This is a genomic window from Betaproteobacteria bacterium (assembly GCA_016720065.1).
Taxonomy (GTDB): Bacteria; Pseudomonadota; Gammaproteobacteria; order Burkholderiales; family Rhodocyclaceae; genus SSSZ01.
The window spans coordinates 2,997,018-3,014,058 of sequence record JADJXY010000002.1; the positions used below are offsets into that span (position 1 = coordinate 2,997,018).

At 64.0% G+C, this 17,041-nt stretch carries 17 protein-coding genes, 1 other RNA gene, 2 pseudogenes and 1 riboswitch; of the genes and pseudogenes, 5 read left to right on the plus strand and 15 right to left on the minus strand.

Annotation, left to right across the window (positions count from 1 at the left end; all coding sequences use genetic code 11):
- Window positions 1-28: 28 nt before the first annotated feature.
- The 4 genes from nusB to IPM73_17330 are packed head-to-tail and all read right to left on the minus strand — an operon-like array spanning window position 29 to window position 2,684.
- The gene (gene nusB, locus IPM73_17315) at window positions 29-508 is read right to left on the minus strand and encodes a transcription antitermination factor NusB (GenBank protein MBK8919745.1); all 480 of its coding nucleotides are present in this window, start codon (window positions 506-508) and stop codon (window positions 29-31) included.
- A complete protein-coding gene (locus IPM73_17320; protein ID MBK8919746.1) occupies window positions 498-977 on the minus strand; it encodes a 6,7-dimethyl-8-ribityllumazine synthase in 480 nt (159 codons plus the stop codon). The genes nusB and IPM73_17320 overlap by 11 nt, the downstream gene beginning before the upstream one ends.
- The gene (ribB, locus tag IPM73_17325) at window positions 977-2,083 is read right to left on the minus strand and encodes a 3,4-dihydroxy-2-butanone-4-phosphate synthase (protein MBK8919747.1); all 1,107 of its coding nucleotides are present in this window, start codon (window positions 2,081-2,083) and stop codon (window positions 977-979) included. Before ribB ends, IPM73_17320 begins: the two co-directional genes overlap by 1 nt.
- Window positions 2,084-2,093: 10 nt before the next feature.
- Window positions 2,094-2,684, minus strand: coding sequence for a riboflavin synthase (locus tag IPM73_17330; GenBank protein ID MBK8919748.1), 591 nt, complete (start codon window positions 2,682-2,684; stop codon window positions 2,094-2,096).
- 384 nt (window positions 2,685-3,068) lie between these two features.
- Between IPM73_17330 and IPM73_17335 the strand changes: the two genes are divergently transcribed.
- Window positions 3,069-3,542: a hemerythrin family protein gene (locus IPM73_17335; GenBank protein ID MBK8919749.1), complete on the plus strand. Its 474-nt coding sequence runs from the start codon at window positions 3,069-3,071 to the stop codon at window positions 3,540-3,542.
- A 16-nt stretch (window positions 3,543-3,558) separates the two neighbouring features.
- On the opposite strand, the gene IPM73_17340 is transcribed toward IPM73_17335, so the two are convergent.
- From IPM73_17340 to IPM73_17355, 4 genes are all read right to left on the minus strand, one after another.
- Window positions 3,559-3,774, minus strand: coding sequence for a hypothetical protein (locus tag IPM73_17340; GenBank protein ID MBK8919750.1), 216 nt, complete (start codon window positions 3,772-3,774; stop codon window positions 3,559-3,561).
- Window positions 3,775-3,934: 160 nt separating this feature from the next.
- Window positions 3,935-4,747 (minus strand): ABC transporter ATP-binding protein, encoded by an 813-nt coding sequence (locus IPM73_17345; protein ID MBK8919751.1) that lies wholly within the window; start codon window positions 4,745-4,747, stop codon window positions 3,935-3,937.
- Window positions 4,744-5,721 (minus strand): iron ABC transporter permease, encoded by a 978-nt coding sequence (locus IPM73_17350; GenBank protein ID MBK8919752.1) that lies wholly within the window; start codon window positions 5,719-5,721, stop codon window positions 4,744-4,746. The genes IPM73_17345 and IPM73_17350 overlap by 4 nt, the downstream gene beginning before the upstream one ends.
- A gap of 2 nt (window positions 5,722-5,723) precedes the next feature.
- A complete protein-coding gene (locus tag IPM73_17355) occupies window positions 5,724-7,667 on the minus strand; it encodes a TonB-dependent receptor (protein MBK8919753.1) in 1,944 nt (647 codons plus the stop codon).
- A gap of 99 nt (window positions 7,668-7,766) precedes the next feature.
- A riboswitch (cobalamin riboswitch) is annotated at window positions 7,767-7,976 on the minus strand.
- A gap of 115 nt (window positions 7,977-8,091) precedes the next feature.
- On the opposite strand from IPM73_17355, the gene IPM73_17360 reads away from it, so the two are divergent.
- The 3 genes from IPM73_17360 to ssrS all read left to right on the plus strand — a co-directional run bounded on the left by IPM73_17360 (window position 8,092) and on the right by ssrS (window position 8,839).
- Entirely contained in the window at window positions 8,092-8,289 is a 198-nt protein-coding gene (locus IPM73_17360; protein ID MBK8919754.1) for a hypothetical protein, read from the plus strand.
- A gap of 37 nt (window positions 8,290-8,326) precedes the next feature.
- Complete coding sequence (locus IPM73_17365; GenBank protein MBK8919755.1) at window positions 8,327-8,635, plus strand: cell division protein ZapA; 309 nt, start codon at window positions 8,327-8,329, stop codon at window positions 8,633-8,635.
- 23 nt (window positions 8,636-8,658) lie between these two features.
- Window positions 8,659-8,839, plus strand: a non-coding RNA gene (ssrS, locus tag IPM73_17370) — 6S RNA.
- A gap of 240 nt (window positions 8,840-9,079) precedes the next feature.
- On the opposite strand, the gene IPM73_17375 is transcribed toward ssrS, so the two are convergent.
- From IPM73_17375 to IPM73_17390, 4 genes and pseudogenes are all read right to left on the minus strand, one after another.
- Window positions 9,080-9,427: an XRE family transcriptional regulator gene (locus tag IPM73_17375; protein ID MBK8919756.1), complete on the minus strand. Its 348-nt coding sequence runs from the start codon at window positions 9,425-9,427 to the stop codon at window positions 9,080-9,082.
- Window positions 9,411-9,701 (minus strand): type II toxin-antitoxin system RelE/ParE family toxin, encoded by a 291-nt coding sequence (locus tag IPM73_17380; GenBank protein MBK8919757.1) that lies wholly within the window; start codon window positions 9,699-9,701, stop codon window positions 9,411-9,413. The genes IPM73_17375 and IPM73_17380 overlap by 17 nt, the downstream gene beginning before the upstream one ends.
- A gap of 138 nt (window positions 9,702-9,839) precedes the next feature.
- The gene (locus tag IPM73_17385; GenBank protein ID MBK8919758.1) at window positions 9,840-10,634 is read right to left on the minus strand and encodes an ATP-binding protein; all 795 of its coding nucleotides are present in this window, start codon (window positions 10,632-10,634) and stop codon (window positions 9,840-9,842) included.
- Window positions 10,627-12,149: pseudogene (locus tag IPM73_17390) on the minus strand (IS21 family transposase). Before IPM73_17390 ends, IPM73_17385 begins: the two are co-directional and overlap by 8 nt.
- A 154-nt stretch (window positions 12,150-12,303) precedes the next feature.
- On the opposite strand from IPM73_17390, the gene IPM73_17395 reads away from it, so the two are divergent.
- A complete protein-coding gene (locus IPM73_17395; GenBank protein MBK8919759.1) occupies window positions 12,304-13,338 on the plus strand; it encodes an IS630 family transposase in 1,035 nt (344 codons plus the stop codon).
- Between the two features lie 23 nt (window positions 13,339-13,361).
- Here IPM73_17395 and IPM73_17400 read toward each other — a convergent pair.
- From IPM73_17400 to IPM73_17410, 3 genes and pseudogenes are all read right to left on the minus strand, one after another.
- Window positions 13,362-13,493 (minus strand): annotated as a pseudogene (locus IPM73_17400) (very short patch repair endonuclease).
- Window positions 13,493-15,076 (minus strand): DNA cytosine methyltransferase, encoded by a 1,584-nt coding sequence (locus IPM73_17405; protein MBK8919760.1) that lies wholly within the window; start codon window positions 15,074-15,076, stop codon window positions 13,493-13,495. Before IPM73_17405 ends, IPM73_17400 begins: the two are co-directional and overlap by 1 nt.
- Complete coding sequence (locus tag IPM73_17410; GenBank protein MBK8919761.1) at window positions 15,073-16,902, minus strand: DUF1998 domain-containing protein; 1,830 nt, start codon at window positions 16,900-16,902, stop codon at window positions 15,073-15,075. Before IPM73_17410 ends, IPM73_17405 begins: the two co-directional genes overlap by 4 nt.
- Between the last annotated feature and the right edge of the window lie 139 nt (window positions 16,903-17,041).

Below are 17,041 nucleotides of genomic sequence, written 5' to 3' on the forward strand. Positions count from 1 at the left end.
CGGGGGCGCAGGGAATTTTCACAGGCGCTCAGCGGCCTTGCTTCTTGGCTTCGACTTCCACCGCCCGCAGGTCGGCCGCCAGCTTGTCCAGAACGCCGTTCACGTATTTGTGGCCGTCGGTGCCGCCGAAGGCCTTGGTCAGTTCGATGGCCTCGTTGATGATGACGCGGTAGGGCGTTTCCGGGTGGTGATTGAGCTCGAAGGCGCCGATCAAGAGGACCGAAGCCTCGACGGGGGAAAGCTCGTCGAAGGCGCGGTCGATGTGGGCGCCGATCTGGCCGGCCAGGATTTCCCGCTGCGCGAGTACTCCCCGCACGAGTTTCTGGCAGAAGGCCTTGTCGGCCTTCTCGAAGCCTTCCAGCTCCGGCAGATGGGCCTCGATGGCAGCCTCGTCCTGACCGCCGACACGCCACTGGTAAAGGCCCTGCAGGGCGAATTCCCGCGCCCGGCGCCGGGCGGATTTGGCAGGCGCCTTGGGGGCGCCGGATTCCTGCGGTCTAGCGGGCATCGGCGAGGGCTCTCAGAAGGTGGACCATCTCGACGGCGGCCTGGGCGCAATCGCTGCCCTTGGGCTGCATGCGGGCCAGGGCCTGGTCGTCGTTTTCGCAGGTGAGGATGCCGTTGGCCACCGGCACGCCGGTATCCAGCTGGACCTCCATCACCGCCCGGCAGGCGTCGTTGGACACCACCTCGAAGTGATAGGTCTCACCGCGGATGACCGCCCCCAGGGCAATCAGGGCGTCGTACCTGCCGCTCTGGGCCATGGTCTGCAGTACCAGCGGGATTTCCAGGGCGCCGGGCACGGTGGCGATGGCCATGTCGGCTTCAGCCACGCCGAGGCGCTTCAGCTCGGCCACGCAGGCGGAGAGGAGCCCCTCGCCCACGTCCTGGTTGAAGCGGCTCATGCATATGCCGACCCGGAGACCGGCGCCTTCCAGATTGGTGTCGTATTCGTAGAGCTTGTCGAAGCGGGGCATCAGTTCAATTCCGAAGGTGAAGTCACAAAGCCGGTGACTTCGAGGTCGAAGCCGGTCATGGAGGGCATGCGGCGGGGGCTGGAGAGCAGGCGCATCTTGGTCACGCCCAGATCGCGCAGGATCTGGGCGCCGATGCCGTAGGTGCGGGGATCCCATTTCACCTGGCCCTTGGGGGCGGTGCCGGCGAGGCGGCTGAGCAGGGCCTCGCCGTCTTCCGGTCGGTGCATGAGGACGATGACGCCGTGGCCCTTCTGCGCCAGGGCGGCCTGGGCCTGGTCGATGGAAAAGGACTGCTGCTTGCTGCCGGGATCGAGGAAATCGAGCACCGACAGGGGTTCATGCACCCGCACCAGAGTCTCCTCCCCGGCCGGGATGATGCCCTTGACCAGGGCCAGGTGGGTGGCGCCGGAGGCCCGGTCCACATAGGCGTGGAGGACGAATTCCCCGTGGGCGGTCTCGATGGGCTTGGCGGTGACCCGCTCCACCAGTTTTTCGGAAGCGGCCCGATAGTGGATGAGGTCGGCGATGGTGCCGATCTTGAGGCCGTGCTGTCGGGCGAACTCGAGCAACTCGGGCAGGCGCGCCATGGTGCCGTCGTCGTTCATGATCTCGCAGATGACCGAGGCCGGTTCCAGGCCCGCCATGCCGGCCAGGTCACAGCCCGCCTCGGTGTGGCCGGCGCGCACCAGCACGCCGCCTTCCCGGGCCATGATGGGGAAGACGTGGCCGGGCTGGACGATGTCGTCGGCGGTGACGTTCTTGGCCACCGCCGCCTGGATGGTGCGCGCCCGGTCGGCGGCGGAAATGCCCGTGGTGACGCCCTCGGCGGCTTCGATGGAGACGGTGAAGGCAGTCCCGTAGACGGTGCCGTTGTTGCGTGCCATCTGGGTCAGGCCCAGCTTCTTGCAATGGGCCTGGGTGAGGGTCAGGCAGATCAGGCCGCGACCGAACTTGGCCATGAAATTGATGGCTTCCGGCGTGATGTGCTCGGCGGCCATGACCAGGTCGCCTTCGTTTTCGCGGTCCTCCTCGTCCACCAGGACGACCATGCGGCCGGCCTTCAGTTCGGCGACGATCTCGTCGGTGGTGGAAATGGCGGGGTGCATCGGGGCCATGTCAGTTGTCCGGATTCAGCAGCCGCTCGCAATAGCGGGCGATGAGATCCACCTCCAGATTCACCTTGCTGCCCGGCTGCAGGCGGCAGAGGGTGGTGCGTTCCAGGGTGTGGGGGATGAGGTTGATGGTGAAATCCGTTCCATTGACCGTGTTGGTGGTGAGGCTGGTGCCATCGACGGTGATCGACCCCTTGCGAGCAATGTATTTGGCCAGCCCTGCCGGTGCCCGGATTTCCAGCAGGCGGTTGTCGCCGACCGGATCGAAACGCAGCACCTCGCCGACGCCATCCACATGACCGGATACCAGATGGCCGCCGACGACATCCGCGAGGCGCAGGGCCTTTTCCAGATTGACCGGGCCGGGAGCCGCGAGGCCCACGGTGCAACTCAGGGTTTCCGGGGAAACATCGACACAGAACTGGCCGTCCATCCGGGTCACCACGGTGAGGCAGACGCCGTTGTGGGCAATGGAATCGCCAAGGGCGACATCGGACAAATCCAGTCCGCCGGCCTCGACGGTCAGGCGAAAGCCCGCCTCCCGGGGCGTGAGCTGGGTAATGCGGCCGACGGCGGCGACGATGCCGGAAAACATGGGGATCCAGGGAATTATTGGGGAGAGGGGCAGGATTTTACCATGGCCCCCGCAGGGGCCGCCCGGATCGGCGCTTCGACTGAGAGGCTGTGAAAATTTCGTTCACCCCCGCTCGTCATGCGCAACTGCGCCCGCTCGGCGTTGCAAATGCTCGCCATAGCCCGAGCTATGGCTGTGCTGTGCGCCTTGATCGCGCACACTTGCGCACACCGCTCGGGCGCGCCCGAAAATTTCACAGCCTCTGACGCGACTGGGGCGCGTGCGCGTCCGGTCTCCAGGCAGACCCGTGCGGCAGGCGTCTAGGCCAAAATACCTATGGCGGGACCAGGGGCTTTCTGCACTATAATTTCGACACCCCCCTTTTCCGGTTCGCGTCGCCCCCAGATGGATCGCGACATCCTCGCCCCCGCCCTGCCCTGCCCCACCGGCCACGCCGAGATCGACCTCGAGCACAGCCTGCTCATGGCCTGTGTGAATCGCTTGAACAGCGTTTGTCGCATCCCCGACAGCCGCTGTAGTTGCCGCGATTGCCTGGCCAGGATGCAGTCCGAGTGCCACGCGGATTTGGGCAACCTGCTGGGCGATCTGCTCATGTATCTGGTGGATCACTTCCGCACCGAGGAAACCCTCATGCGCTCCCACGGCGTCGCGCGCATTGCGCCGGATTTCTGCGAACGGCACAAGGAAGACCACGCGGCTATCGCCCTGACCATCCAGGAGTTGACCACCAACCTGGACCCCATGCAGACGGCCGATCTGGTGGGCCGCCTGCACCGCCTGCTGTCCTACTGGCTGCAGGACCACATCGCCCGCCATGATGCGGTGCTGGTGCGCTTCCTGCCTACCAGCGCGGCTTAAGTGGTCATTCGATCGGTCATTCCTCCCGCCGCATGAGGCGGGCGATGAAGTAGGGAAAAAGCCCCGAACCGATCAGGGCAAGGGCGGAAACCAGCAGCGCCAATCCCGCCATGGGGTCTGCCAGGATGGGATGCAGGGTGGCGCCAAAGCCGGCCAAGCTGACCAGCCCGGGAAGGGCCGTGAGCACCCCCAGAGCGCACAGAATCACGAAGCTGGCGGGATGGCGTCTCATGCTGAAACTTGCCTCAACACCGGGCGAGTCCCGAAGGCGTGCGAGAACTCCGTTCGCCTCCGCACCTCATGGTCAGTTGCTCCCCGTGGAGCACGCCCGGAACAGGGACGGACGCCGCGCAAGAAATCTCCAGGCAGTAGCATCATCACCCCCGCCGCTCTCAAGAACAGGCATCAGGATAGCCCGAAACGGAGCCGGCTTCCTCGGGGACGAAGACCCTCCCGCCGCCCAGATCGACGCAGCGCAGGGGCTGCCGGTACAGTCGGGTCAGACGTTGCGTGGTGAGCATGTCGGCCACCGGCCCGCTGTCCGCCTCCCCGTCGCCGTACAAGAGCAGGGCGTGCTGGCAGTAGCGGTAGGCGAGACCGGGGTCGTGCAGCACCATGACGACCCCGGCGCCGCGGCTGCGTGCCATGGCCTTGAACAGCGCGAGAATCGCCACTTGATGGCACAGATCGAGATGGGACAGCGGCTCGTCCAGGAGATAGAGGGGAGCCGCCTGGGTCAGCAGGGTGGCGATGGCCAGCCGTTGCCGTTCGCCTCCCGAAAGGGTATCCACCCCGCGGGACTCCAGACCGGCCAGCCCGACCTCTGCCAGCGCGGCCCGGGCCAATTGCGCGTCGGCCTCGCTTTCCCAGTCCCAGCGGCCCAGATGGGGGTGGCGTCCGGCCAGGGCGGTTTCGAGAACCGTCGTGGCGAAGGGGTCGCCCCGCTGTTGCCCGAGCCAGGCCCGGCGGAGCGCGGCGGCCCGTGGCGGGAGCCGGGCCGCGGATTCACCACCCAGCAGGACATCCCCCGACCGGGGTGCACGCAATCCGGCCAGAGTCGCCAGCAGAGTCGATTTTCCCGCCCCATTGCGACCCAGAATGGCGAGACACTCTCCCGCCCGGACAAGCAGGTCGAGGCCCTGCACCAGAGGCCGACCCGCCACAGCGACGCAAAGGGCACGGGCTTCGAGCAGGGGCGCGCTCACCGTGGCTGCCTCGCCAGCACCAGGAGAAAGACCGGGACGCCGATGAGCGCAGTTAACACGCCAACCGGGAGTTGCTGCGGTGCCACCACGGTCCTGGCCAGGGTATCGGCCGCCACCAGCAGCGCACCGCCCGCCAGGACGGACGCGGGCAGGAGCAGGCGCTGATCGCCTCCCGCCAGCAGACGCACCCCGTGGGGCACCAGTAGGCCGACGAATCCGATGGCGCCGGCGGTAGTCACGGCCGTGGCGGTGGCCAGGGCGGCCAGGAAGTAGACCAGAAAACGCAGACGACCTACTGCAACTCCCAGGGCCTGCGCTTCCAGCAGCCCGCGGGCCAGAAGATTGAGCTCCCGGGCCAGCGGCAGGCAGAGCAGCAGACACGACCCAAGCACGACGAGGGGCATTCGCCATTCACTCGCCGGACTCAGGTCGCCCATCAGCCAGAAAAGCATTCCGCGCAGGCTGGCCTCGGGGGCCAGCGCCAGGAGCAGGGAAATGAAGGCGCCGCAGCCGGCGGCGACGATGACCCCGGTGAGGAGCAGCCGGGTCTGGGTCCAGCTGCCATCGCCATGGGCGATGCCGAACACCGCCAGCATGGCGGCCAGGGCACCGGCGAAAGCCAGGGCATCCACCAGGCCGGCGGCGAGCCCCAACAGCATGGCCACCAGGGCCCCCACCCCCGCACCACCGGATACCCCCAGGACGTATGGATCGGCCAGGGGATTGCGCAGCAGACTCTGCATCAGGGCGCCGGCCAGAGCCAGCAGTCCGCCGCAGGCAAAGCCGGCCAGGGCTCGGGGAAGGCGCAATTGCCAGACGATGTCGGCGGCGGGCCCCTCGCCTCCCACGAGCAGCGCAGCCAGTTCTCCGGGCCCTAGCGCCACGGAACCCACCGCCAGGGCCACCCCGAGGCTGCCCAGCGCGAGAAACGCGAGGCCAAGCAGGATCAGGAGAGCGCGGCGGCGGGTGGGCAAGATCAGAAGCTATAGCGCAGGTCGGCGAAGAAGCTTCGCCCGTCGGCGGGATAGTAACTGGAGCCAAAGCCGAAATCGTAGGCCGTCGGCGCGTAATGCCGATCGCCGACGTTCTGCACCCGCCCTCGGGCGGTCCAGTTGTCCTGCTGCCAGGTCACGACGAAGTCGGCCACCGTATACGACGGCAGGCGGTTGCGCACATTGGCCGTATCGCCACCGTAGTAGCGCTGGCCGACATGCTGCGCCAGCAGGGCCAAATCCCAGCCCGCCGCGGGCAGGAAATGCACGCCCGCATGGCCCTGGATGCGGGGCACCAGGGGAATGCGCTTGCCTTGATCGACCCCATCCCGGAAGACCGCCGACTGGAGGTTCACCCCGCCGCTCAATTGCCAGTTGCGGCCCAGAGCGAGTTTGCCATTGGCTTCCACGCCCCGATGGCGCGTCTTGGCCAGATTTTCGTTTTCGAAAGTCAGGTTGTTGAAGGCAATCTCATCCTCCATGCGCAGGGTGTAGGCGGTGAGCGCAAGGCTGTGACCGCCGCCGCTCCACTGTCCGCCGACATCGACGAAGCGGCCCGTTTCCGGCCGCAGACGCTGGCTGATGAAGCCGGTGAAGGTGGTGAGTTCATCCAGATTGGCGAAGCGGAAGGTAGTCCCGGCGCGGGTGAACAAACGCAGCCCGGCCAGGGGTCTGTAACTCAGGCCCACTTCGCCGATGCGCTCGCTGTGGTCGTTGCCGCGCCGCGCCCCGGTGCTGTCCCGGGCGGTCTGGTCGATGGATTGGTGGCGTGCCCCCAGGGTCAGGGTCAGCGCCCCGGTGAGGTCGGTGCGATTCTGCACATAGACGCCGCGACTCGTCTGGTCGATGCGCACCACCTTGGTCAAGGCGCCGTGGGGCGCCGCGTAGCGCCGGGATTCCAGTTCGCCGTCGTAGTAGTCGACCCCCACGGTGGTGGCACTGGGAAGCGTTCCCAGCCCGTGCTGCCAGCGCAGGCGAGGGGTGAAGGAAAGCGTGTCGGTCTCGCGCCGGTCGAAGGAAAAGAAATTGGAAATCCAGGAGTCGTTGGCCGTTTGCGCCAGGGCCACCTCCGCCGCCAGACTCAAGGTGTCCGCAATCTGCCACTCGACCCCAGGCCGCAGGAAATTGCCCCGGCGCTCGGCAAAACTGTCGAGGGTCTGGGCCTGACGAGGATCGTCGCGGTAACGCGCCTCGCTGAGCGTGCCCGGCAGCCCGCTCTCCAGCCTGGACCAGCCGAGTTCGACGAAGGCCTCCCCACGGCCGAAGCGGTAGGCGAGGCGGCCATTGGCGTTGTCGCGCTCCTGGGCATTGTTGCGCCGCCAGCCGTCGGTGGCCTGACGATTGGCGGAGAGCGCCAGATCGAAATCGCCCAGGTGGCGGGAAAGATTGGCGGCGAACTGCCGCCCGTCCCGGCTGCCCAGGCCGAGGAGCACGCTGCCACGGTCCTTGGCTGCGCCGGTGACGATGTTGATGACGCCCCCCACCGCGTTGTCCCCGTAGAGGACCGCGGCGCTCCCGCTCACCACCTCGATGCGCTCGACGCTATCCAGGGGCACCAGGCCCCAATCGACGCTGGTCGAATCCAGGGGGTTGAGGCGCTGGCCGTTCAAGAGCACCAGGGTGCGCTGGGCGGCGCCGTCGCCGAAACCCCGCATGTCGAGCGCCGTGTCGGCGCCGATGGAACCGTAGAGGGGGCGCACGACGACGCCGGCGACGTGGCGCAGGGCATCCGGCAAGGTCGCGGCGCCGGAGCGGAGGATTTCGTCCCGCTCGACGACCAGCACGTTGGCTGCGGCCCCCAGGGCGGATTCGCTGAACCGGCTGGCGGTCACGACCACCGGATCCAGCCGGGACTCCTGCTGGGCATGCAGCGGCGGAACGAAAACGGCGGGCACGAGCGCCGCCCAGAGCTTGCGATGAACTTTCATGATTCTCCCTTTGCCGGCGTGCGTCCCCGCGCGCCGGAGGCTGATGGATGAAGCGCCGAGAGAGAGGGAGGGCAAAGCCCGGCACCGCCTCCCCGCGGCCCTTCGCTGAATGTGCAAGGCCGGTATCCGGGCTCGCGAGTCTTGACTTGCCGCCTTCCCAGGCCGAAACCCAGTGGCGTGATGGCAAATCCGCACTCGCTTACCGTTGCGGGGGCAGCAGCGGAATGGTTCCCTGATGGAACGCACCGCTTTCCCGTTTAACCGCGTTCGGAACGATCCTCCCGCGGCACCTGACACGGCCGTAATTATAGCAGCGGCCTTGCCGCCCGGGCCGGAAAAATGGGCCACGGCTCCGCACAATCCACTTGCAGAACATGGGCTTAATCCTTGACGTCATTTTGTTTTTCCCCCTATAGTGCGGCCCATGAACAGCGAACTGGATGCCCTGGAAGGCAAGATCGAGCAGGTTCTCGCCGTCGTGCACCGGCTGCGGGCCGAAAACGAAGTCCTGCGCAACCAGTTGGCCACGGCGGAATCCGAGCGCCTCTCCCTGCGCCAGAAGATCAACACCGCCCGCGACCGCCTGGAGACCCTGGCGGGCAAACTGCCGGAGGACGCCTGAAGTGGACGGTGAAACGCACCACCTGGATGTGAAGATCATGGGTCGCGAGTACCGTGTGGCCTGCCTGCCGGAAGAAAGGGAGGCCCTGCTTGCTGCTGTGGATTTGGTGGATGGCCGCATGCGCGACATCGCCCAGCGCACCCGCAACACCATCGCCGAGCGGGTCGCCGTCATGGCGGCCCTCAACATTGCCCACGAACACCTTTCCGCCCCCCGGGCCCTCCCCGGCGAGGCGATCACCGCAGGCGACGATTCGCTTGCCAGTTGCGAGGCAAAGCGTAGAATCGACGCCATGGGAGCACGGCTCGATACCGTGCTGGGACCGCAAAGCCAGCTCGATCTGTAACGGCTGCGGCCCCGACCGCCAAGTGTCCCCTGCGGTGTTTGTCAAGGCCATATATTCCTTGGACCAATGCTGATTGGCATCGGTTGCGAACCGTTGAAACCGCTGTTGTGAGCCTCCTTTTTCGGAGGCACCTGATGCGGGAGGAAAGCAACCACTCTGAACTCAGGTTCAGGATGCCGGCCTGACGGCACTTGCGGGGGCCAGTTTTTCTGGCAAGCGTAACGGGTGGCAGCGATCCTGCCGCCCGTTTGCTTTTTAAGGTGCCCGATGCCTTGCTGGCTGATGAAAAGTCGCAGCCCCTCGACAATCAGCCTGAATGCCGCATGAAACAAGGCATTCAATCAATCGCCAGCGTGCCGGTCTGGCCGCAAAAAACCGTTTTGGGTGGGAATCTGGGTGGGACTTCGGGCAGGCTGTCTTGGGACGTTCGCAGACGGTCAGCCTTCAGGCGTGCGCCTTGGCCGGCGTGCTCATGACGCGCCGCGCGGAAGTCTCTTCGGCCAGATGGTCGATGACCAAGGGCGGCCGGTCGGGAAACTTGGCCACCAACTCCAGCTTGCCGCCCATCGCCTCGACGTAGCGTCGCAGCGTCGATAACAGCATGTCGCTGCGCTTTTCCAGTCGCGAAATCGTGTCCTGACCGACGCCCAGCGTGGCGGCCAGTTCTTCCTGCGTTTGCGCCACGGCCTGGCGCAAGTCCTTGAGCGTGGCGAGTTCCGCCGCGCGCGACTCGATCTTGCCCCGGCGCTTGGCGGGCAGGGCGGCCATGATCTGGTCAAGTTTTTTTGCCATGTCGGTGCTCCTTTTCTGCTTGCTGCTGCTCGGCCAGATGCTGGTCGAAGCGCGTGTCGGCGACGGAAATCAGGCGCTTGTAAAACCGCCGTTGATCCGCGCCGGCCTTGTTGCCACCGACCAGCAAGATGGCCTGGCGTTTGGGGTCGAACGCGAAAGCCACGCGCCAGACGGTCTCGAAAACTGATACTGGTACAAAACCCAGATTTTGCCACTCATGTCCGCGCCGATCCAAAATTGACCCACCCTGCCGACCGAATATTGACCCGGGGATGGACGCCGATCAGATGCTGATCGACTGTGGATAAGTGTAGGGGTTTTCCGATTCGTTGTCCCTCTCATGCTTTTGGGTTTGCGCGGGGAAAGCCGCGGAGGGCGTAGCCCGTAGCGGATTTCCCCGCGCGGCGACGGCTCAGGCGATGTCGTGGGGTCGGCTGGTGCGAGCCTGCTCACGAGCCCTGATGCGCGTCTTGGCGACGGCCGTGCTGTGCAGGAAACGGTGGCTCTCGTTGCCGGTCTCGACGATATGGCAGTGATGCGTCAGCCGGTCGAGCAACGCTGTCGTCATCTTCGCGTCGGTGAAGACGCTCGACCACTCGGCGAAGTCCAGGTTGGTCGTGATCATCACGCTTGTGTGCTCGTACAACCTGGACAGCAGGTGGAACAACAGCGCGCCACCGGCGGGACTGAACGGCAGATAGCCGAGCTCATCGAGGATGACGAGATCCATGCGCAGCAGGCTCGTCGCAATGCGGCCTGCCTTGCCTTGCACCTTCTCCTGCTCCAAGGCGTTGACCAGATCGACGGTCGAATAGAAGCGCACTCGCCTGCCGTGGCGGGTGACGCCGGCAACGCCAATGCTCGTTGCCAGGTGCGTCTTCCCCGTGCCGGGGCCGCCGACGAAGACTACGTTGTGTGTGGCGTCGGTGAAGTCCGTCTCGGCCAATTGCAGTACCAGCTTCCGATCCACCGGCGAGACCTCGAAGTCAAAACCGGCGAGGTCGCGATGCACCGGAAATCGGGCGGCATGCATTTGGTGACTGACCGAGCGTAACGCCCGGTCAGTGGTCTCGGCCTGTAGCAAGTGCTCGACCAGCCAGCGCGAGGTCTCAAATCCCGGGTGGCTGCCTTGCTCGATCAGATCGGCCCAGGCGCCGGCCATGCCGTGCAGACGCAGTTGTCTGAGTTCAACGCCGAGGTCACGCATGGTCGATCTCCTCGGAATCGGCTTGAGCGCGCAAGCGGTCGTAACGCGCCGTGTCGGCCAGTGGCGGCGTGCTCACCTGCAGGATCGTCGCCACGTTCTCCGGCACCGGCGCGGCGTTCAAACGGCCCAGCACGTTGATCACATGTTCGACGCTCACACGACCCGACGGCGGGCCGCTTTCCAGCGCCAGTTCGACGGCGACCAGCACGGCATCGAGCCCGGCAGTCGGCACGATTGCGAGTACCTGCGCCATGACGCGGTCGCCTCCGGGGTCGCGCAACAGCGCTCGGCGCAGCTTCTGCAAGGGCGCTGGCATGTCGGCGAACGGCGCGCCGTTGCGCAGCGCTCCCGGCTTTCGCTGCAGCAGCGGGATGTAGTGTTGCCAGTCGTAGCGCGTCTGGCCGCGCTCGCTGATCCGTTCATGATCGGCAACCATGGCGTCGCCAGCGACCACCACCATCCGGCTCGGGTACAGCCGTGAGCTGACCATCTGGCCGACAAGCTCGCACGGTACCGAGTAGCGATTGCGGGATACGGACACCAAGCAGGTGCTGGTAACTCGCGCCGGCTTCTCGACATAGCCATCGAAAGGCTCGGGCATCGGCATCAGGTGCGACTGCTCGTACTCAAGCATTTCGGCAACGCTGAACTGATCATGATCGGGGTGTCGGATCTCCTCCCACAGCGCCCGGCAACGAACGCCCAGCCAGGCGTTCAATTCGGCGAACGAACTGAAGCGCTGCGTACCAGCATCGATCCAGATCCGGCGACGGCTGTCCTGCACGTTCTTCTCGACGACGCCTTTCTCCCAGCCCGATGCGACGTTGCAGAAGTCGGCGTCGAACAGGTAGTGCGCGCACATCACCGCAAAGCGCGCATTGACGACACGCCCCTTGCCCTTCTTGACCTTGTCCACCGCGGTCTTCATGTTGTCGTAGATGCCCCGGCGCGGAATGCCGCCGAGCGCCGCGAACGACCGGGTATGCGCATCGAACAGCATCTCGTGGCCCTGGCTGGGGTAAGCCACCAGCCAGAAGGCACGGCTGGCGCACAGCTTCATGTGGGCGACCTGCAGCCGGTAATAGATCCCGCCGACAACCAGCCCCTCTTCGCTCCAGTCGAACTGGAACGCCTCCCCAGTTCGAAGCTCAAGGGCACGAACGCCTTGACCGCAGCGCCTTGGCCTTCGCCCTGGCGCCAGGCACGAATGAAATCGGTGACCCGCGAGTAACCGCCTTCGTAACCGAGAGCCTTGATCTCAGTGTAAAGCGCCAGGGCGGTACGCCGCTCCCGTTTCGGCCGGTAACCATCCGCCTTCAGCGCTTGCTTCAGCGTGTCGTGGAATGCTGTCAGCTTGCCCGGTTGCGGTTGCCGACGGTACTTCGGCTCACCGTCCAGCGCCGCCTTGAGCCATTTGCGGATCGTGTTGCGGGACAGACTCGTGATGCGCGCGATCTCGCGCACCGACTTGTTCTGGCGGAAGTGCATCCGCCGAACCTTGCCAATCATGGCCATGGTAATCACTCCTCGTCCCCTGCTCAGAAAAGCAGCAGGGTAGGTTGAATACCCGGGTCAGTTTTGGATCGGCAGAACCCTCGTTAGTGGGTCAGTTTTCGGTCGGCGGCAACATTTTCAGAAAGCATTGTCACAAACATGATAAAATATGCTAATGAAATGCAAAAGAACTACCGACGGTCGTAAGCACGGCCGAGCCGCCCTGCCGGTGATGCGGCAACAGGCGATCAAGGCCATCCGTGAGGGGCAGGACGTGAACAGCGTTGCCGCCGCCTACGGCGTCAATGTGCGCAGTGTCTTTCGCTGGCTGGCCGATTTTGCCAACGGTGGGCAGAACGCGCTGTTGTCCAAGCCGATTCCGGGGCGCCCGCCGAAGGTAAGCGCGGATGAAATGCGCTGGCTGGCCCAGGCGGTGAAAGACCATACCCCGCTGCAATTCAAGTTTGCCTTTGGTCTGTGGACGCTGTCGCTGATCGCCGCGCTGATCGAACGCGAATTCGGCAAGAAGCTCTCGCTGGCCTCGGTCAGCCGCATCATGAAGCTGTTGGGCTTCTCGGCCCAGAAGCCGCTCTACCAAGCATGGCAGCAGGATGCGACCCTGGTGCGGGCCTGGGAAGCGGAAATCTACCCGGCGATCCGTGCCGAAGCCAAGGCCGCCGGAGCGACGATCTACTTTGCCGATGAATCGGGCATCCGTTCCGACTACCACACGGGGACGACCTGGGCGCCGGTAGGCGAGACCCCGGTGGTGGAAGTGACCGGGCGCCGCTTCTCCCTGAACATGATCTCGGCCGTCAGTCCGCAAGGCGAATTCCGCTTCATGCTGCACGACGGCACGGTCAATGCCGAAGTCTTCCGGGAATTCCTCAAGCGCCTGCTGATCGGGGCTGAAAAGCCGGTGTTCCTGATCGTAGATGGTCATCCGATCCACAAGGCGAAACTGATCAAGACCTTCGTCGAGGCCCAGAACGGCAGGCTCAAGCTGTTCTACCTGCCGCCGTACTCGCCCCAGATCAATCCTGACGAGCAGGTCTGGGCACACGTGAAACGCCAGGTCGCCCGCCAACTGGTGCAGTCCAAAGACGAGATGAAGCGGTTGGCCCTCGGGGCCCTGCGCCGAATCCAGAAGTTGCCCGGGTTGGTGAAATCCTTCTTTCGCCAGCCCGAGTGCCAATATGCCGCTGAATGACATTGTTTATGCAAAGGTTAGTATCGGGCGTGCAATCTGTAGCGAAAACCCCTGCCATGCAAGAAGCGCCGGACGATCATTTCCGGATGCGTGTCTTTTCCCTTGATCCCGGCCATCATGCGCGACCGGGTTGCCCGATCAACAATGTCCGCCATCAGCCCATCTCGGCACAAAGAGCGGTACTCGGTTCAGCCAGCGTCTCCTGTAAAGGCTCTGATGCATTGCCAGCGCCTTGCAGCAGACCGCGAACCACTTCCGCGACCTGCCTTGCCAGCAAAGGGGGGACAGCGTTGCCAACCTGCCAGTACTGTTCTGTCCGGGATCCCTCGAAATAGTAATTGTCCGGAAAGGTCTGCAGACGCGCAGCCTCGCGCACAGTCATGCTGCGACACTGTGCCGGGTCGTAATGGATGTAGTAGTGGCCGTCCTTGGCAATGTGGGAAACGATGGTCGTGGAAGGCTCACCGGCCACCTGGACGCGGAAACGATTCCGGAACGGAACGTTTTCGGCATGCACATTCTCGTGTTCGGGCAACAGCCCCTCGGGGAAAGCGTCGACCTTCGGTGAAACCTTGAACTTCCTGGCATGACAAGCAGCATAAAGGTAGCGAAGCAGGTCACTGCGCATGTGTGCTCGCGCCTCATGGTGGCACACCCCGCCGAGTCGCGGGTCATATAACCACTCCGCCAACGCAGGAGGCAGTTTTTTTCGGTCTAGATTGACGTGAGGAATGTATCTGCTGCCAGGCGAAGCCGGAATCCTGCTCTCGGCATCGGTTGCTTCAAGCATTTCGGTGACAAACTCGAGTTTTTCCGGAGCAGTTCTGGCAAGTATCTCTATCAGTTCCTTGAAAACCCTCGACCAGCTTTCCAGCGAATCTCCGCCCCGTGAAAGAACGCTTCGAATTGCAGGCAGATCACCGATCGCCTTCTTGACCGATACAGCCGGCTGCAGGGTCAACGCCTGGTGATGACGCTCGGAAAAATCCTCCCTGACTCCCAAGAGCATGACTCTGTGCCGTGCCTGCGGGAGACCGTGATTTTCCGCCTGAACCACGAATTTCGTCGGTTCGTCGATCGGCTCGCCCTTGGCGTGGTTTAGTGATCGGATCTGATATCGCAGGCCAGGGCATGGATTCGACAGATCCTCCAGAATTTGCCTGAAAATGGGGCTGCCGCCATGCGTGGCGGACAGGATTCCCCGCACGTTCTCCATCACGAAAACGGCGGGCCGGAATTCCTGGATGATTCTCAGATATTCCCTGTAAAGGAAGTGGCGATGATCGTTTTCGAACCTCTCGACATCCTTGTTTCTCCAGCGTGAGCGACCGACCACGGAATAGACCTGGCATGGCGGGCCACCGATCAGCACCCACGCCTGATCGTCTTTCAGGGCGTCCGCGATGATCCGGTCGATTTCCTCCGACGCCGTCACGCCCAGTTCGCAGCAGTGGGCCTCTCTCCGGGCTCTGTCGGCCTGGGGGCTGAAGCGCTCGTTCCCGAACAGGTCGTCACGACCCATCCCGGTGCGAAGGTAGGAATAGTATTCATCCGGCACCTCGCGCGGATGACCGAAGGCGCGATAGAAGGCTCTGAGCTCAAGAGTCCGATGTGCGACGCGTTCCTTCTCGAACGATGACCGGATATCAAACACCGTCTCGCCAGAAGTGTCCCGCAGAGAGCCGAAGCCCTCGGCCAGTCCGCCCGGCCCCGCAAAAAGATCGATTACAGGTATCAAGTGTGAGCCATTTCCGAAGCAAAAAAACCGAGGTGCGGGTTTTCGATGGTCCCGATGACCACGCCGCGATCTAGCAGACGGTTCTGTTCCTCGCAGGATGTCTCGGGCAACAGGGCACACGAATGGCAGGCTGCCAGATTGCAGTTGTCCGGCCCCTGTCCCCTGCTCTCTATGCAGACCGGATCGGTCGAACACCAGCGGGCCTTTTCCAGTGCCCTCCTGATGACCTCTTCCAGTCGATCCGGCTGGCCCATGCGCACGAGACCCCCCATTGTACCTTCCGAGTCCCCGGCCGCCGTGTAGATCAGGATGCCGGCCATCTGCCTGTCGCCGTCCGCCGAATAGATTCGCTCCCGGAGTGAAGCGGAGCCATAGCCGCAATCCTGGACCAGCTGATTGATCAACAGGTGTGCGAAGGTATGCAGCAGGACAAACCTGGGAGAAACGATCCTTGCCTCCTCGTGGCGGCGGCTCGCCAAGGCGTCCAGGTTGCTCCGCATCAGCGAAAGACGGCCGTCCAGGGCGCTCCCGACACAATCGATCCACTCCTGCAACCGATTCTCCGAAAACTGAAGGAAGATCCCTTCACCCCGAACCACTATGGCTGGCAGCCAGCGCTTCGGCGAATCCATGAACAATCGGCGCTGTTCGGTCCTGGTCAGACCCGAGGCATAGATTCGCGAGAATCCCTCGAATGCCCTGGTTTCGCGAAGCTTGTGAAGGAGCGCAACCCTGCAGAACGCATTGCTGACAAGCGGCCCGTACTTCGAAACATCGGCACCACGAATGTCCAGATCCGTCTTCGGATATCCCACCTGCAGATCACGGGAAAAGACCGAGTATTCCTGCTGGCGATAGCTCGTCTCCTCGCCGTCCATGGACGCACCGGCAACCTCCTGCTGTCCGGTTTCCCCGACAAGGGCGGCTCGCAATGCATCCACCAGCAGTGCAGGATCGATGTTCCAGTCCATGCTTCTTGTCGCCGATTCCACCGCTTCCACGGGCAGAACGCCATCGGGGGCCGTCTTCCTTCGCTGATCGAGAAATGCCATGATCCTGCGATCCTCGAGGAGCATGCCGTGCAAGAGATGTTCGTTGGCAGCCTGAGCCAGGATTTCGGGCCTGATCGCCGATTCGGGGTGATACTTTTTAAGGGCATTGACGGCCGACCGGACGGTCACAAGTCCGTTCTCGGAATCCAGGGCACCTTCCCGCAGCCTGTTCCTGACATCCCGATCGTCGAGCAGATCCAGCACTTCCTGCGGCAGAGAATCGTCGTCGATGTCGGGGATGTAGATGGAACTGACGACCGACGGGAAATAGAGGTTGGCGGCACTCTTCAGTAAGGCAAACAGAGGCTCGCCACAGTCGTTCGGAACCGGCTTCGATTCCGTGCCGATCGCAAGGACCGGGTTGATGCCGGAGCAGTCTGTTCCCAGGCGGCTCAGTGCGGTCCTCACATCCGGGCCACCGGCCGAATCCATCTCGGTATTGAATGCACCGGCAAGAGTACGTCTCTTGACCACCCGTGTTCGCCCATCCTCGCCTCGCTCTTCCGCCTGCACGGCCACGCCGGCCAGCGATGCGCTGCCCGAACTCGTCATGCGAAGCCAGCGATCGATTCCGTCCGGATCCCAGCCAGCAGCCTTCCCTTCGAATATCCAGTCCACCCAGGGGAAATCCTGGATGTGGCCCTTGTGGCAGGCGGCAATGAAGCGCACCTGAAAGGTCTTCCGTCTCGCATGCTTTTTCCCCACGTCACCCCCCGTTGCTATCGGTCCTTCACAGATCGGGGTATCGCGGTGGTGATACTGTCCCTTGTGCATCCTCCCGCATCGCGGACAGACATGCCAGAGCGGAAAGCGCAGGAAGGGCAGCGTGAGATTCAGATTGCGCTGCTGCCCGCCGTTGCGTTCCGGCCGACGGAAATCGGGCGGCTGGACAAAGAAATCCACCTCAAGGCGC

What these genes read in the sequence shown, in the direction of transcription:
- IPM73_17360 (MBK8919754.1), top strand. Translation starts at nt 8,092, where the DNA reads ATGAACAGCGAACTGGATGCCCTGGAAGGCAAGATCGAGCAGGTTCTC.
- IPM73_17335 (MBK8919749.1), top strand. Translation starts at nt 3,069, where the DNA reads ATGGATCGCGACATCCTCGCCCCCGCCCTGCCCTGCCCCACCGGCCAC.
- IPM73_17365 (MBK8919755.1), top strand. Translation starts at nt 8,327, where the DNA reads ATGGGTCGCGAGTACCGTGTGGCCTGCCTGCCGGAAGAAAGGGAGGCC.
- IPM73_17320 (MBK8919746.1), bottom strand. Translation starts at nt 977, where the DNA reads ATGCCCCGCTTCGACAAGCTCTACGAATACGACACCAATCTGGAAGGC.
- IPM73_17385 (MBK8919758.1), bottom strand. Translation starts at nt 10,634, where the DNA reads ATGCGTGACCTCGGCGTTGAACTCAGACAACTGCGTCTGCACGGCATG.
- IPM73_17375 (MBK8919756.1), bottom strand. Translation starts at nt 9,427, where the DNA reads ATGGCAAAAAAACTTGACCAGATCATGGCCGCCCTGCCCGCCAAGCGC.
- IPM73_17330 (MBK8919748.1), bottom strand. Translation starts at nt 2,684, where the DNA reads ATGTTTTCCGGCATCGTCGCCGCCGTCGGCCGCATTACCCAGCTCACG.
- IPM73_17395 (MBK8919759.1), top strand. Translation starts at nt 12,304, where the DNA reads ATGAAATGCAAAAGAACTACCGACGGTCGTAAGCACGGCCGAGCCGCC.
- IPM73_17410 (MBK8919761.1), bottom strand. Translation starts at nt 16,902, where the DNA reads ATGCACAAGGGACAGTATCACCACCGCGATACCCCGATCTGTGAAGGA.
- ribB (MBK8919747.1), bottom strand. Translation starts at nt 2,083, where the DNA reads ATGCACCCCGCCATTTCCACCACCGACGAGATCGTCGCCGAACTGAAG.
- nusB (MBK8919745.1), bottom strand. Translation starts at nt 508, where the DNA reads ATGCCCGCTAGACCGCAGGAATCCGGCGCCCCCAAGGCGCCTGCCAAA.
- IPM73_17355 (MBK8919753.1), bottom strand. Translation starts at nt 7,667, where the DNA reads ATGAAAGTTCATCGCAAGCTCTGGGCGGCGCTCGTGCCCGCCGTTTTC.
- IPM73_17340 (MBK8919750.1), bottom strand. Translation starts at nt 3,774, where the DNA reads ATGAGACGCCATCCCGCCAGCTTCGTGATTCTGTGCGCTCTGGGGGTG.